This window comes from Lysinibacillus sp. FSL W8-0992, assembly GCF_038008685.1.
Lineage (GTDB): Bacteria > Bacillota > Bacilli > Bacillales_A > Planococcaceae > Lysinibacillus.
Map to the genome: position 1 here is coordinate 1,959,939 of NZ_JBBOZQ010000001.1, position 16,360 is coordinate 1,976,298.

Consider the following 16,360-nt stretch of genomic DNA (forward strand, 5'->3'; position numbering starts at 1 on the left):
CAAAAATGAAAAGGATGTATGAACATGGCATACTCATTATGGAATGATCAAATCGTTGAAGAAGGATCTATTACAGTTTCACCAGAAGACCGTGGTTACCAATTTGGTGACGGTATTTATGAAGTAATTAAAGTTTATAACGGAAATATGTTCACAGCACAAGAACACATTGATCGTTTCTATGCTAGTGCCGAAAAAATTCGTCTTGTCATTCCTTATACAAAAGACGTTTTACACAAATTACTGCATGATTTAATCGAAAAAAATAACTTAGAAACAGGTCATGTTTATTTTCAAATTACACGTGGTACGACATCTCGTAACCACATTTTCCCTGATGCAAGTGTACCAGCTGTCCTAACAGGTAATGTTAAAGCTGGTGAGCGTTCAATTGAAAATTTTGAAAAAGGTGTTAAGGCAACATTGGTAGAAGATGTTCGCTGGTTACGTTGTGATATCAAGTCTTTAAATTTACTTGGAGCAGTGCTTGCAAAGCAAGAGGCTTCTGAAAAAGGCTGCTATGAAGCAATTTTACACCGTGGTGATACCGTAACAGAATGTTCATCTGCTAATGTTTACGGTATTAAAGCCGGTAAACTTTATACACACCCAGCAAATAACTACATCTTAAATGGTATTACACGCCAAGTTATTTTGAAATGTGCAGCAGAAATTAATTTACCTGTTATTGAAGAGCCTATGACGAAAGGCGATTTATTAGCAATGGATGAAATTATCGTGTCATCTGTTTCATCTGAAGTAACACCCGTTATCGATGTAGATGGTCGTCAAATTGGTGCAGGTGTACCTGGAGAATGGACTCGTAAATTACAAAAAGCATTTGAGGCGAAATTACCAATTTCAATCAACGCTAAATAACAGTAAGTAATTAAAAAGAGCTACCTAAAACTTGGTTAATAGCCGAGCTGCTAGGCTAGCTCTTTTTTATAGAACAAAATATGCATGTATTCTCCTGAAACGTCATGTAAAATGAAAAGGATAGAGCCTTTAATTGGTATTAGTAAAAACCGCAATGAGGTAAAGTTGATATGGGGCAGTAAGATTGGAGTGACCTAAACATGGCACAATTAGTGAAAATACAAGATTATATTTCACGTTATCAAATTGATTTAGCTAGATATCCTACACAGTTTGTGCGCTTAAAAAAAAGTCAATGGGAGCGTATTAAACGTCAATGGGAATTAGGAGAAGATATTACCGAATGGCAACATACTGAGAATGAAAAAGACAATGATTCATTTGATGAAAAGGAACGCTTCTCATTATTTAAAAAGATTTTTGCAGGGCGCCAAAAAGAAGAAATACAAGAAGATATTGAGCAAGTAGATATTACGAACGAATTTGCCAATGAGGAAGATATAATTCCGGAAGAAGAAACAACATTATCATTTGAACCTAATATTGTTTACGCACCTCAGTCCATCCATGAACTGAAGCGGATGTTTATTGACCAGTTTTTTCATTTTCAAATGAAATGGGCAAGCTCCACATTGCGAGAAAAATCGTATGTAGACCCTCGATTTATGCGTGATTCTTTGTTACGTACGTTGCTGCAAAACTTACCAGATAACTATTTAGTTTTTTACTATCCGATTTTACAGGTGAGAAAAGCACCAATCGAGTTAGATGTTGTGTTAATGTCACCAACAGAGTGTATTTGTATTACTGTGCTTGAAGCAGAGAATCAGGCGGTGTACGTAGGTGGCAGTGAACGCTTCTGGGTGAAAAAAGTTGGAACAAAGGATTCTAAAATACTGAACCCGATGATTAGCTTAAGCAGAATGGAATCTGTCTTAACACAATTATTTAAGCAAGACCAAATAGACATGCCGATTCGCAAGGTCATTTTAACACGTAACGGTTATTTTGATTACCCTGGTTCATCTTTTAGTGTTCGATTAGTCGATCGTCGTAATTATCATGAATGGATGCAATCATTGAAAAATGTTTCCTCTCCTATGAAACATATGCAAATTCGGGCAGCACAAACAATTTTAAATAACGTGCAAACGACGTCGTTTAATCGTGATATTTGGCAACAGACATCTTCAAAAGCTGAGGACTAACAAATGCGTGTATTATTTATTGTTAATGAGTGTGCAGGGAATGGAAAAGGTAAAATTGTTTGGAATAGACTACAGCAGCATTTAACCATTGACTATCAAGTCGTGCTCACACAATATGAAGGGCACGGTCAAGAAATTGCTAAGCAATGGGTGCAAAAAGACCAAATAAAAAAGTTAATCATAGTAGTTGGCGGGGATGGCACCGTTCATGAAGTTGTTAGTGGAATTGTACATAATAATTTAGTCGTTATTGCCGTTGTTAGTGCAGGCTCTGGTAATGATTTTGCACGTTATTTTCAAACATTTAAAAATGCGAAACAGATTGAAACATATGTGAAAACTGAAATGCCTTCTACTATGATGGATATCGGAAAGCTGCAGCTAGGAGCTATTCAACACGAAGTGTTCGTCAATAATGCAGGCATCGGCTTTGATGCCTATGTCACAAGGCAAATAAATAAGTCACGTCTTAAATACTATTTCAATAAAATAGGACTAGGAAAGCTATCATATGCTGCTGCGGTTGTTAGAGGGCTATTTCGCTTTACTTGTTTCGATGTTACAGTTCTTGCGCAAAATGAAACGCTTCACTTTCAAAATGTCTGGTTTGTTGCTACGAGCAATCAACCGTATTTTGGCGGTGGTATGAAAATTTCACCTATGTCTAAAGCAGATGATGGCAAAATTGAGTTAACTATTGTTCACAATATTTCAAGAGTAAAGCTACTATTAATTTTCGCCACTGTTTTTTTTGAAAAGCATACTAAGTTTCGAGAAATATCTTTTTTACAAAGTGAACAATTTGAGATTATTGTGCATGCAAATAGCGTTGATTGTCATACTGATGGGAATTATATTGGCGCGATTGGGCATGATGCGGTTGTGCGATGTACAGTGCAACAACATGCGTGGAAATGTATAACATTGGAAAAATCGAAAAACGTCATTTCGCAATAATTTTATGCGAATGTGACGTTTTTACGTTATACTAATAAAAAATCAATAATTTAACTATTAAGAAATGAGGAAGAAAATTGAGATTAAGAAATAAGCCTTGGGCAGAGGAAATGATTACAAATCATCCAGAGGTGATTATTCCAAATCCTGAAGACTTTAAAGGAAATTGGCAAGCTGCTTTTGGTAACGATCACCCACTACACATTGAAGTAGGTACTGGGAAAGGTCAATTTGTAACTGGAATGGCCCTACAAAATCCAAATATCAATTATATCGGTATTGAGCTTTATGATAGCGTAATCGTTTGCGCATTAGAAAATATATTAGAAGCTAAATCTCCAGCGAATTTACGTTTGTTAAAAGTAAATGGCGCAGATTTATATAAATTTTTTGAAAAAAATGATGTAGACCGTGTGTATTTGAATTTCTCAGATCCTTGGCCGAAAATACGCCATGCAAAGCGTCGCTTAACGCACGAGGGTTTTTTGAAATTATATGAGTCGATTCTAGTGGATAATGGGGAAATCCATTTTAAAACGGATAACCGTGGTTTGTTTGAGTATTCGTTAATTAGTATGTCTGAATATGGTATGTTATTAAAGTATGTATCACTCGACCTACATGCAAATATGCCAGAAGATAATGTTATGACAGAATATGAGCAGAAATTTTCTGCAAAAGGACAGCCGATTTATCGTTTAGAATCGCAATTTATTAAAAAATAGTAAATAGTAGGGGGAGTATGGATGGATCAGTTACAGTTTCACAATATGTCATTATCATGGCTAAACGGGGGTGTCACTTGCCTTGATGGCGGTGCAATGTTTGGCGTAGTACCAAAACCACTTTGGTCACGCAAATATCCAGTAAACGAAAACAATCAAATCGAATTACCTACAGAGCCTATCTTAATTCAATATGATGGGAAAAACTATATTATTGATACGGGTGTTGGTTTTAACAAATTAAATGAGAAGCAATTGCGCAACTTTGGCGTAACAGAGGAATCGACTCTAGCTAATAGTTTGCAAGAGCTGGGCTTAACAACAGCTGATATCGATGCAATATTAATGACGCATTTACATTTCGATCATGCAGGTGGTCTTACGCAATGGGAAAATGAAGTGTTAGTCCCTACATTCCCTAATGCAAAAATTTATGTAACAAAAATTGAATGGGATGAAATGCGTGAGCCGAATATTCGCTCTAAGAATACGTATTGGAAAGAAAATTGGGAGCCTGTTCAGCATTTAGTAGAAACATATGAAGGTACGTTAGAGGTTGCTTCTGGCATTGAAATGATTCACACAGGTGGACATAGTGATGGACATGCTATTATTAAGTTAACACAAAATGGTGAAGTAATGTTGCACATGGCAGATATTATGCCAACACATGCACATCAAAATCCATTATGGGTTTTAGCATATGATGATTATCCGATGACGAGTGTATTTGCCAAGGAACGTCTTATGAAAGAAGCTTTAGCAAACGGCTACAGTTTTATTTTCTACCATGATGCATATTACCGTATGATTAAATGGAATGAGACTGGCAAGGAAATTGTTGATAAGTTAGAACGCAGTAGACAAGCTGTTATTACATTTTAAATGTTGGCTTAATGCGTAAGCACTTTTAAAGCCCGCATGACAGACTATAGGCAAGCCCCAACAATTTGGAGGCAAGTCTATAGTCTTTTTTATTTTAAATCGTATGAGTAAGACGCGTGCATCCGTAATAAAATTCTTTAATTAGTAACTACTGCTGTTGATTTCCGCTACGGGCGGACGTTTTCCGCGGGCACACCGTAAGCCGCAACCCTCGTTTGCACGCTGTCAGTTACGTCCTACGTTTTGTGCTGTTCCCGATGGAGTCGCCGCCCTTCGCTCCAACTAATAAGTATCGCTCTCTTTTCTGGACAGAAAAGGCAGTTTGCGTAAAGTCTGATTTTTTGTTAATATTTCAAAATATTTTTTTGCATTATTCAGCTATTTGAAAACGACTACTTTCTTAGTGGTGGTATAATATGCTGTTTACCAATTTTAACATGTAATATTCTGAATATTACATATTGACTGATTAATCTAATATTAATATACTGAGATAACATCAAAGAGCGTTAGATTGACAGAAGGGAAATGAAATACAATGAAAAATTTTATCAATAATGTACTGACTGGTATGAGCATGGGGATAGTTGTTTGTTTAATTCCCAATGCATTAGTAGGTGAGATATTAAAACTAATAATCCCCTATGTGCCGCAGTTAGAAATCATTTTAAATACATCCGTATTAGCAATGAGTCTACTGCCAGTTATTATTGGGGTTATGACAGGAATTTGCTTTAAATTAACACCTGTCCAAACATGTAGCGTTGGACTAGCTGCTTTTGTCGGTAGCGGTGTATATACAATTGATTCTGAGGCGGGCATTACAATTGCCGGTATTGGTGTTGTTATTAATATTGGGATTACGACAGCTTTAGCTGTGTTATTTGTGCAATTTTTAGGTAATAAGCTGAAAGACTTTACACTTTTATTAATGCCTGCACTTGCTATGTTTGTTCCTGGGTTAATCGGGAACGCCCTTTTACCATATGTGCGAACAGGCTCAGGATATGTTGGTCTTATTATTGAGCATTTAACGACGTTACAGCCAGTGGTAATGGGCTCACTCATTGCTATGATTTTCTCAATATTAATTATTTCACCAATTTCTACAATAGGTGTAGCGACAGTAATTATGTTATCAGGTATCGGTGCGGGTGCAGCAAATCTCGGTGTTTGTGCATCTGGAGTAGGTATGTGTATTGCCAGTTATAAGGCTAATAATATTGGTACTGCCATTGCACATGTTGCATCTGCAAAAATTCAAATGCGTAATTTTTTCATGAAGCCAAAAATAGCATTTCCGATGATTATTACTGCGGGAATATTAGGCGCATTAGCAGGGCTCTTTGAAATTGTAGGTACACCATACAGCGCTGGTTTCGGTCTAGGAGGCTTTGTTGGCCCGTTGAAGTATTTAAGTTTAGTTGGTTGGACTCCTTATACGCTAACTATTGCAATTACATTATTTATCGCTCTACCGATTCTATTAAATGTTGTCTTACTACGAATCTTCTCGATGAAACTGAAATGGATTACATCTGAAGACTATAAGGTGCATTATGAATAATTGAAAAGTCTCCGTTTGGGGGCTTTTTTTCGTGAACATTTTGGAAAATATGATACACTAAAAGCTATACTAAAACACAAAAGAGAGTTGAAATAGATTATGGTAACGGAGCAACCATTTTTACCAGTATTATTAGGATCAGATATGAATGCATACGGCATGGCACGAGCATTTTATGAGGCATATGGCATTAAGCCACTTGTATTAGGACGTTCACATTTAACAGCAACACAAGATAGCCATATTTTGGATTTCAAAGAAATTGATCGTTTAAATGAACAGGACGTATTTGCACCAGCACTTGCTCAAATCGCAAAACAATATGCTGATAAAAAATTACTGCTACTTGCTTGTGGCGATGATTATGCAAAGCTCATCATTAAAAACAAACCTGCACTACAGGAGCATTTTACAGTACCATATATTGACGAATCATTAATGGATGAAATTTTATTAAAAGAGAATTTCTATAAAATGTGTGAGAAGTACGACTTTAAATATCCGGGTACAACAACGGTGACAGCGAAAAACTATGAAAACTTCACACCACCGTTTAACTACCCAATCATTATAAAAGCATCGAATTCAGTAGAATATTGGGCATGTAAATTCCCAGGGAAGAAAAAGGTGTTCGTTGCACATGATGAAGCGGAAAAAAGTGCAATTTTAAAAGCCATTTATAGTTCCACTTATCAGGATACAATGATTATTCAAGAATTCATCCCTGGTGATGATTCTTATATGCGCGTGTTAAATGCCTATGTTGGAAAAGACGGAAAAGTGAAGCTAATGTGCCTAGGTAACCCGATTTTAGAGGAGCATTCGCCAGAAGGTATCGGAAGCTATGCAGCAATCGTAACGACATACGATAAAGAGCTTATGGACCAAGTACGCCACTTTTTAGAGGATATCGGCTATACAGGCTTTGCTAATTTCGATATGAAATACGACATTCGCGATAAACAATATAAGTTATTTGAAATTAATTTACGTAACGGTCGCTCAAGCTATTATGTAACGGCAAGCGGACAAAATTTAATGAAATATGTAGCGGATGACCATATGTTAAATATCGAGCAACCGTTAACATATGTAGAGGATAAGCATTTATGGATGATTATTCCGAAAGGCGTGTTATTTAAATACGCATCAAACGAAAAGCTTAAGCTTGAAGCGCAAAAATTGATTCGTGAAGGGAAGTATACAAATTCTCTTTACTTCAATAAGGACATGAATGCGAAGCGTTGGGTAAAACTTACACTAAACAATTTAAATTATTATCGAAAATATAAAAAGTATTTTAATAATAAAGGTCTAGAAGAATAAGATTTATTAAAAGGAGGTATAACACATATACCTCCTTTTAAATTGTAGAAAAGTTTGAAGAACGATTCCTTCTATTGATTTTCGCTATGGGCAGGCGCTATTTTGCGGACACACCCTAAGCCTCATTAATTGTTTGAGTGTCAATTGTTTGAGTGCCTGACACTTAGCATAGGCTTCTAACAAAATAGCGGCACCTAAATCGTAAAAATCCACTTCGCTTTCCACGGGCACAGTGTAAGCCACAACCCTCGCTGTCGCGCGGTTTGTTGCGTCTTACGTGCTGTGCTGTTCCCGTAGGAGTCTACGTGGATTTTTACTCGGACAGTCAAAAAATTCATGATTAGCAAAGTAAATTGTTTGAGTGCCTGTCACCCTCCCTCGTGGTTTACGCACAGAGCAAGGAGTGAATTCCGCGGAGCAAGGAGTAAATTCCGCGGAGCAAGGAGTGAATTCCGCGAAGCAAGGAGTGAATTCCGCGAAGCAATGAGTGAATTCCGCGGAGCAAAGGGTGAATTCCGCGGAGCAAAGGGTGAATTCCGCGGAGCAAAGGGTGAATTCCGCGGAGCAAAGGGTGAATTCCGCGAAACAAGGAGTGAATTCCGCGAAGCAAGGAGTGAATTCCGCGGAGCAACGGTAGATCCATGCCAGTAGCGAGTCCTTCACTAATTTATGTAGTTATAAAAAAATAGCATGTGGAGACATCATAATGTCCACATGCTATTCTAACTTGTATTGTTTAGACTTCAGTCAATTCTACGACGACGCCAGAGCGTGCATCTGCAGCGAACTCGAATGTTTGCATTTCACCTTCGTGCATGCGTGAAATACCACCACGATAAACAGGAATAGTCATAAATCCGTTTGTGAAATTGTCAGTTTTCATAAAAATCCAAGAACCGTCTATTGGCGAATCTTTTTTAAATTCCTTTTTTATGTTTTCAAGTACTTGTCCTGCGGGTACATACGGAGAAACTTTTTCACTGGCTTCTTTAATAATGACTGCCGCGGCGAGGCCTGTTGCAACACCAATTAAAAAATCACGTAATTTCATGGGTAATTTCCTCCTTTTCCTATAGCTCTATTTTAGCATAGCACAAAGAAGGAAAGCACGTTCATTGTAAAGGACTTTCATGAAATGTATCAATATTTCGACTTCTGAAATAATTATGATACAATAAGCAAGGAAGAAAATTCTACTTCGAGGGGAGAGAGTCATCATGAATGAGGAAACATTACAATTATTTAAAACATTAACTGAATTACCTGGCGCTCCAGGCAATGAGCATGCGGTGCGTGCATTTATGCGAACTGAGCTACAGAAGTACTCAGATGAGGTAATTCAAGATCATTTAGGTGGTATTTTTGGTGTAAAGCATAGTGCAGTATCAGATGCCCCTAAAATTCTAGTAGCTGGCCACATGGACGAAGTGGCTTTCATGGTTACATCGATTACTGATAATGGATTAATTCGTTTTCAAACACTAGGTGGCTGGTGGAACCAAGTTATGCTAGCACAACGTGTAGAAGTGTACACGAAAAATGGTGCAATTCCAGGTGTTATCTCGTCTATTCCACCGCATTTACTAACAGATGCTGAACGTGCAAAGCCAATGGAAATTAAAAATATGCTAATTGATGTTGGTGCAGACAACAAAGAGGATGCTATTGCACTTGGCGTTCGTCCAGGACAGTCAATCATTCCAGTATGTTCATTCACACCGATGGCAAACCCGAAAAAAATTATGGCAAAAGCATGGGATAACCGTTATGGCTGTGGACTTGCAATTGAATTAATGAAAGAAGTAAAAGATGAAAAATTAGCTTCTCATTTATATTCAGGCGCAAATGTAATGGAAGAGGTTGGACTTCGTGGTGCTCAAGTATCAGCTAATATGATAAAGCCAGATTTATTTTTCGCTTTAGATGCATCGCCAGCCAATGATATGTCTGGAGATAAAAATCAATTTGGTCAACTAGGTAAAGGGACATTATTACGAATTCTTGACCGTACAATGGTAACACATCGTGGTATGCGTGAGTTCGTGTTAGATACGGCAGAATCTAATCATATTCCTTATCAGTATTTTGTATCACAAGGTGGCACAGATGCTGGCCGTGTACATACATCTAATGACGGTATACCAAGTGCTGTAATTGGTGTTTGCTCACGTTATATCCATACATCAGCTTCTATCATTCATATTGATGATTATGCTGCAGCTAAAGCACTAATCATAGAATTAGTGAAAAAAGCTGATCGTTCGACATTAGAAACGATTCGCGCTAATGTATAAGTAAAAGAAAAGGTGCCTATTAGGGCATCTTTTTCTATGCAAAGAAAGAGGGATTATAATGGAAATAGCGATTGGGACAACGAATAAAGCGAAAATCCAGTCAGTTCAAGCAATTGTTAATCAATATTTTGAAAAAGTAACTTTTACATATTTTAAGGCACCATCACAAGTTTCCAATCAACCAATAACTACGGAAGAAACAAGACTTGGTGCGATCAATCGTGCAAAAAATACATCGATTGCTACGGGTGCTATGCTTTCTTTTGGACTAGAAGGTGGCGTTACGGAAATAGATGGTGATATGTACGTCTGTAACTGGGGCGCTCTTACATTAGCTGATGGTACTACATATACAGCTGCAGGTGCACAAATTATATTGCCAGAAGAAATTGCCCAGGAAATAAGAGCAGGCAAGGAGCTGGGTCCGATAATGGAACAATACACTCAGCGATTAGATATTCGTCAAGGAGCAGGGGCGGTAGGTATTTTTACGCAAGGAATTGTGACTCGTCAGACGATGTTTGAGCATATTGTCTCGCTGCTTATTGGACAATATTTGTTCACATTAGCGCAAAAATAGTGTCTTTGAACTAGTGAGAATGGAGCAGTGATGTTGCAACTTATGTAGAATTTTTTTAAAATAGAAAAAAGTTAGCAATGAAAGGAAGATAGAAATGTCTCGTGTATGGCTACAAGCACTAGGATTAATGCTTTTACTATTGGGGCTTTCTGGCTGTAATCAATCGGTTGATGAACAAATTGCTAGTGGACTTCAAATAACGGAAACGGTATTTGCAGAAGAGCCAGAAGCATATACCGACAAAATTGGTCATGTACAATTGTTTTTACCGTCAAAATTTAAAATTGATGATAGTTCAGATGCTTATAATATTTTAATATCAAAAGGAATGGACTCTTATATTCTTTTCATCAATGATCGTGAAAAAGCCAATAGTAAACTCTATTATAATTTACTAAAAGAAGATAGCTCTAAAAAAGTCATCAATGAAACTACCTATGAAAAGGATGGTATTTTCGGTTTTGCTGCTGTTTCTAAAACGGATAATAAAGATGAATTTGAGTTAATTGTAAGCTGTGGTGGCGTAAAGATGACAACCATTTCACAAGTGAAAAATATTGAAAATAATCTTCATGAGATGACGAAAATCGTTCATTCGGTTAAGATTAAATAATTGCATAGTTTTGACCAAAGCGGTTCACAAAATTATGTGAGCCGTTTCATTATGAAGAAAGGACGTGAGCTAATTGAAACAAATAAAATCAGAGCAACTTGTGTCCCTATTAAAAAAGCAGTTAAGTGAGCAAAAATTTGATTTTCAATTTGACAAAAAGCAAGATAAACTACGCTTGAATCATAAAAAAATAGGCAAAGGGATGGAGCTCTCTTTACCAGGTATTTTAGCAAAATATAATGAAAAGCAAGAGGCAGCTGTTGAAGAAGTTGTCTATACAATTGAGCAAACTTTTTTGGCGATGGAGCAGGAGCAAGAGCGAGGCTTCAAAGAATCAGGGCAAATTTATCCGGTTATTCGCGCAACATCGTATCCGAAAGCTTCAAAAGAAGGACATGCATTTATCACTACAGAGCATACTGCAGAAACTCGTATTTTCTATGCGCTTGATTTGGGAAAAACGTATCGCTTTATTGATGAATCGATGTTAGAAGAACTAAAATTAACAGTGGAACAAATACGAGAGATGGCACGATTTTCTGTCAAGCAGCTACCAACTGTCTATAAAAAAGATGAAGTAGCAGGAAATGTCTTTTATTTTGTTAATGCAAATGATGGCTATGATGCCAGTCGTATTTTAAACGAAAACTTTTTAAAAGAAATGAAAGCAAAAATTGAAGGGGATATGACTGTATCTGTACCTCATCAAGATGTGTTAATACTAGGTGATATTCGGAATGAAACAGGGTATGATGTATTAGCACAGATGACGATGCATTTCTTTGCGGTAGGGACAGTACCGATTACGTCATTATCATTTATTTATGAAGATGGGGAGCTTGAACCAATCTTTATACTAGCAAAAAACAGAGTAAAAAAGGAGCAAGAAAAATAATGAATGTATTTTACAACAAAGAGCATGTAGGAGACGTATTATTAGTACAATTGGCAACAGAGGCGATTGTAAAAACAGAATTAGTACGCGCTGGGGATATCGCCATTTTAAAAGAAGCACAAACAGGGGAAGTAAAAGCATTTAACTTATTTAATGCGAGCAAGTATGTTCAAGTAGAGGCGCGAGGGAATGTTGAGCTTACACCAGAGTTTGTAGCACAACTTGAAGCCGCTATTGAAAGTAATGGCGCTGCGATTAGCCTTGATGTAGATTTCACACCAAAATTCGTTGTAGGTTACGTAGAAACAAAAGAAAAACATCCAAATGCTGATAAATTAAATATTTGTACTGTAAATGTAGGTGAACAAACACTTCAAATTGTATGTGGTGCACCGAATGTTGATGCTGGTCAAAAAGTAGTTGTTGCTAAAATTGGCGCTGTAATGCCTTCAGGAATGCTTATTAAAGAAGGGAATTTACGTGGTGTTGATTCATTTGGCATGTTATGCTCAGCGCGTGAATTAGCTATTCCTAATGCTCCATCTGAAAAAGGTATTTTAGTTTTACCTGAGGATGCAGTAGTAGGCAGCGCGTTTGAAACACCAACTCGATAATTATATAAATTGTAAAAGAATCGTTAGACTACCAATAGCTGGTGGTATAACGATTTTTTGTCTAGGTCGGGCCTATAAATACAAGTTTCTATATCATTTTTATGGTATGCTTTTTTATGTGGACATTGAACTTAGTTTTATTAGTCAATTATTGAAAACTAAAACAATGCTATAAATGAAGTGTAAGAGAAATGAGTGAAACAACGTGAATTGGTTTAAAAAGAAAATTGAAAAAATTTTAAATAGAGATGAATACGAATATGATGAATATTATGAGGAGTATGAAGAACAACCGGATCACCAACAGCCGTTAAATGAAACATCGGATACGAGACAAAAAACTTTCCGATTCCCTTTAATCGATGATAAAGAAGATATGCCTCAAGCTTCACAATCAAGAGACGTTTTTGATCAAATGGATGACTCATATGGACAAATTGAAGATTTAACATTACCAAAACATTTAAATCATAAAATGGCAGATTCTCGTGTTTACGATATAGAGGTATCTGGTATTCGTGAATTATTAGAAAATCGTTCGAAGCGAACTGGCAGAACGACGACTACACGAAGTCAGCCTAAGCAACAGCAAGAATATCCAACTAAAGCAAGTATGGTTTTTCGCGATGCACAAGTTGAAGCTAAACCTGTTCAAAAAGAGCCAATTGTGAAACAGGAAAGTAAAGTAGAGGATATTTTACAACAGAATCGAAAACGCTTTGTGCCAACGGATGTCCCTTCACCAGTTTATGGCTTTGCAAAACCAAGCCCAATTGAGCAGTTATTAAATAAACGGAAGGAAGAACAGGAAGCCGAAATGCCTTCTGTGGCTAAGTTTGCAAAAGAAGCGACAACAAACGAGCCTATTGAAAATATACTAGAAGAAAAAGAGCCTATCAAAGCCTCCATTGATGTCCGTGAATTGCTTGAGATACCTCGCTCTATCGAAGCGCCATCAAAGCAACCACATGCAACTGAGGAAATTGAAGCAACTGAGGAAATTGAAGCAACTGAGGAAATTGAAGCAACTGAGCAAAGCCAATCAACGGATGAAGTGAATACGGAAGAACCTTCAAAGCAACTTATTACTTTTGAAGAAGTTGAAGTAGCTGAGCAAAGCCAATCAATGGATGAAGTATATATGGAAGCGCCATCGAAGCAACCGATTACATTTGAGGAAGTTGTAGCTGATGAGCAAAATCAAATAACAGATGACGATAATTTGGAGCTACCTGTACCACAAACGACATCATTTGCAGTGAATTTTGAAGAGCAAATTAAGGAAGCGGTACAGCAAGAACTTGCTGTCGAGCAACTTTCTGCTGATCAGTCTGAAATTCATGTGAAAGAAGTAGTTGTGGAACAATTACAAATTGAGAATTCTACGATTCATATTGGAGAAGTGACAGTAGTCCAGCCAACTAATGAAGAGGTCAATCAAGAAATAGTAGAGGAACCATCTGTAAAGCAAGAGAAGAGTCGCATTCCATTTAATGTTTTAATGTTAAAAACAGATAAAGAGAAATGGCGAATTTCACAGCAATTAAAATCGATATCAAAAACGACTACAGAAGAAAAGCAAATTGAGAGTGCGTTTATTCGCGATAATTATGAAGCTGTAGCGTTGTCAGAAGACAAATCAACACCTTCACCTCAACCTATTGTTGAAGTAGAGCAATCAAATCAAGAGCCATCACCGAGAGAGGCAGAGACAGAAAATATTTCTGTCATTACGATGTCACCTGTAGCAACAATGACACATGTGCCAACTAAAGAAAATATAGCGATTGAAGCCGAGGTAATGGAAGAAATTGCAGCAACAACGTTTGTAGATAATGTTTTACCACAAGAAGAAACTACAGGTATTGAAGTTGATTCAATTGAAGAAGAATCGACACCAATGATGTTTGTAGAAAATGTTCTGCCACAAGAAGAAACTCCAGTGATTGAAGCTGGAACGATTGAAAATAAGCCAGCAATAATGATTGAAGAAAATGCTTTACTACAAGCAGAAAATCCAATAATAGAAGCTGAGCTAATCGAAGAAAATACAAACCCAGCGTCTGTGAAAAATGATGTTGTACTTGCCGAGCAAACAGAAGAAACCATTGCAATTCAAAGCATTGAAGAATCTGAAATAGTCGAGGGGAATCTTACTGATACATTGGTCATTTCTGATGTTGAAGCTATAGAAAATGAAGTTAGTCCTCCAAAGCCTATTCATGTTTACCAAAAACCAACGGATGAATTTTTAGAGCCGCCTGAGGAAAAAACACAAGATACAGAGTGGATGGAGCAACAAGGGGACACACTAGTTGAAGCACTATCTTATTTCCAAGTGTCAGCACAAATTGAATCGATTATGCAAGGTCCAGCGGTAACTCAATTTGAAATTACAGTAAGTCATGGTACGAAGGTAAGTAAAATTCGTAACTTAGCAGATGATTTGAAACTTGCTTTAGCTGCAAAGGACATTCGAATTCAAGCACCGATTCCAGGAAAAAGCTCTATCGGAATAGAAATTCCTAACCGAGTATCTCGTGCTGTTCGTTTATCGGAAGTGACAAATAGCGCTTCTTTCCTCGACTCCGATTCACCACTAGAAGCTGCATTAGGTCTAGACTTAACAGGGAAGCCTGTGACGATTGATTTACGTAAAATGCCACATGGCTTAATTGCCGGGGCGACCGGTTCAGGTAAGTCTGTTTGTATCAATTCTATTTTGGTTAGTTTATTGTATAAAGCTGCACCACATGAATTAAAACTAATGCTGATTGATCCAAAAATGGTAGAGCTTGCTCCGTTTAATCATATTCCTCATTTAGTCAGTCCGGTCATTACGGATGTTAAGGCTGCAACAGCAGCGTTAAAATGGGCCGTAGAGGAAATGGAACGACGTTATCAGTTATTTGCTCATGCAGGTGCACGTGATATTACACGTTATAATGCTTTAGCAGATAAAAATAATGAGCATAGTTTAAAATTACCGTATATTTTAATTGTCATTGATGAGTTAGCAGATTTAATGATGATGTCGCCTGCTGATGTCGAGGAAGCGATTTGTCGTATTGCTCAAAAGGCACGTGCTTGTGGTATACATTTAATTGTTGCAACACAAAGACCTTCTGTAGATGTTATTACAGGTCTTATTAAATCCAATATCCCTACACGAATTGCCTTTGCGGTATCTTCACAAATCGATTCGCGTACAATATTAGATGGGCAAGGAGCGGAGCGATTATTGGGACGAGGCGATATGCTATATTTAGGTAATGGCATGTCTGCACCAGTACGTTTGCAAGGGACGTTTGTTACAGATGACGAAATCGAATCGATTATCGATCATGTTCGTGAGCAAGGCGAACCAGATTATATATTCGACCAAGAAGAACTTTTAAAGAAATCAGAAGTTTCGGCAGAGCAAGATGATCTGTTTGAGGATGTTTGCCGTTTTGTGTATGAGCAAGGTGGGGCCTCTACATCTCTTATTCAACGGAAGTATCATATTGGGTATAATCGTGCTGCACGATTAATTGATATGTTGGAATCGCATGGTTTTGTGTCGGAGGCAAGAGGCAGTAAACCACGTGAAAGCTATATTACCGAGCAAGATTTAATTGCTATGTTTGAATAAGAATTGCATTGTTTTCGTAAAGATTATCTGACTTTCGTCAAAATTAGTTTTTTTAGAAAAGTTGCACATTTATCCTTGTGCATAAATAGTGCTATAATAGACAAGATGTTTTAACATAGTACGTATTTTTCTGTACGTGTAAAGGTATTAATACCTAGTGCAAAATACGATACACCTAATAGA

At 37.2% G+C, this 16,360-nt stretch carries 15 protein-coding genes; 14 read left to right on the plus strand and 1 reads right to left on the minus strand.

Annotated elements, in window-relative coordinates; genetic code table 11:
- Positions 1-24 precede the first annotated feature (24 nt).
- The 8 genes from dat to NSQ74_RS23420 all read left to right on the plus strand — a co-directional run bounded on the left by dat (position 25) and on the right by NSQ74_RS23420 (position 8,184).
- Positions 25-879, plus strand: coding sequence for a D-amino-acid transaminase (gene dat, locus NSQ74_RS09735; protein WP_340822988.1), 855 nt, complete (start codon positions 25-27; stop codon positions 877-879).
- A 200-nt stretch (positions 880-1,079) separates the two neighbouring features.
- The gene (locus tag NSQ74_RS09740) at positions 1,080-2,087 is read left to right on the plus strand and encodes a nuclease-related domain-containing protein (RefSeq protein ID WP_340822989.1); all 1,008 of its coding nucleotides are present in this window, start codon (positions 1,080-1,082) and stop codon (positions 2,085-2,087) included.
- A gap of 3 nt (positions 2,088-2,090) precedes the next feature.
- Positions 2,091-3,044 (plus strand): diacylglycerol/lipid kinase family protein, encoded by a 954-nt coding sequence (locus NSQ74_RS09745; RefSeq protein WP_340822990.1) that lies wholly within the window; start codon positions 2,091-2,093, stop codon positions 3,042-3,044.
- A gap of 77 nt (positions 3,045-3,121) precedes the next feature.
- Positions 3,122-3,769: a tRNA (guanosine(46)-N7)-methyltransferase TrmB gene (trmB, locus tag NSQ74_RS09750; RefSeq protein WP_340822991.1), complete on the plus strand. Its 648-nt coding sequence runs from the start codon at positions 3,122-3,124 to the stop codon at positions 3,767-3,769.
- Between the two features lie 21 nt (positions 3,770-3,790).
- Positions 3,791-4,654, plus strand: coding sequence for a YtnP family quorum-quenching lactonase (locus NSQ74_RS09755; protein WP_340822992.1), 864 nt, complete (start codon positions 3,791-3,793; stop codon positions 4,652-4,654).
- Between the two features lie 538 nt (positions 4,655-5,192).
- Positions 5,193-6,221: a PTS transporter subunit IIC gene (locus tag NSQ74_RS09760; protein WP_340822993.1), complete on the plus strand. Its 1,029-nt coding sequence runs from the start codon at positions 5,193-5,195 to the stop codon at positions 6,219-6,221.
- Between the two features lie 99 nt (positions 6,222-6,320).
- Positions 6,321-7,547 (plus strand): carboxylate--amine ligase, encoded by a 1,227-nt coding sequence (locus NSQ74_RS09765; RefSeq protein ID WP_340822994.1) that lies wholly within the window; start codon positions 6,321-6,323, stop codon positions 7,545-7,547.
- 487 nt (positions 7,548-8,034) lie between these two features.
- Entirely contained in the window at positions 8,035-8,184 is a 150-nt protein-coding gene (locus tag NSQ74_RS23420; protein WP_445669058.1) for a hypothetical protein, read from the plus strand.
- 99 nt (positions 8,185-8,283) lie between these two features.
- On the opposite strand, the gene NSQ74_RS09770 is transcribed toward NSQ74_RS23420, so the two are convergent.
- Positions 8,284-8,598 carry a hypothetical protein gene (locus NSQ74_RS09770; protein WP_173477578.1) on the minus strand — a complete coding sequence of 105 codons (315 nt, stop codon included), beginning with the start codon at positions 8,596-8,598 and terminating at the stop codon, positions 8,284-8,286.
- Positions 8,599-8,764: 166 nt separating this feature from the next.
- Between NSQ74_RS09770 and NSQ74_RS09775 the strand changes: the two genes are divergently transcribed.
- The 6 genes from NSQ74_RS09775 to NSQ74_RS09800 all read left to right on the plus strand — a co-directional run bounded on the left by NSQ74_RS09775 (position 8,765) and on the right by NSQ74_RS09800 (position 16,177).
- On the plus strand, positions 8,765-9,841 hold the full coding sequence (locus tag NSQ74_RS09775; RefSeq protein ID WP_340822997.1) for a M42 family metallopeptidase: 1,077 nt from the start codon (positions 8,765-8,767) through the stop codon (positions 9,839-9,841).
- Positions 9,842-9,899: 58 nt separating this feature from the next.
- The gene (locus NSQ74_RS09780) at positions 9,900-10,421 is read left to right on the plus strand and encodes a DUF84 family protein (protein WP_340822999.1); all 522 of its coding nucleotides are present in this window, start codon (positions 9,900-9,902) and stop codon (positions 10,419-10,421) included.
- A 94-nt stretch (positions 10,422-10,515) separates the two neighbouring features.
- The gene (locus NSQ74_RS09785; RefSeq protein WP_340823001.1) at positions 10,516-11,034 is read left to right on the plus strand and encodes a hypothetical protein; all 519 of its coding nucleotides are present in this window, start codon (positions 10,516-10,518) and stop codon (positions 11,032-11,034) included.
- A 73-nt stretch (positions 11,035-11,107) separates the two neighbouring features.
- Positions 11,108-11,929 (plus strand): DUF1444 domain-containing protein, encoded by an 822-nt coding sequence (locus NSQ74_RS09790; protein ID WP_340823003.1) that lies wholly within the window; start codon positions 11,108-11,110, stop codon positions 11,927-11,929.
- Positions 11,929-12,543: a YtpR family tRNA-binding protein gene (ytpR, locus tag NSQ74_RS09795; RefSeq protein ID WP_340823005.1), complete on the plus strand. Its 615-nt coding sequence runs from the start codon at positions 11,929-11,931 to the stop codon at positions 12,541-12,543. Before NSQ74_RS09790 ends, ytpR begins: the two co-directional genes overlap by 1 nt.
- Before the next feature lie 205 nt (positions 12,544-12,748).
- Complete coding sequence (locus tag NSQ74_RS09800) at positions 12,749-16,177, plus strand: DNA translocase FtsK (RefSeq protein WP_340823006.1); 3,429 nt, start codon at positions 12,749-12,751, stop codon at positions 16,175-16,177.
- Positions 16,178-16,360: the final 183 nt, after the last annotated feature.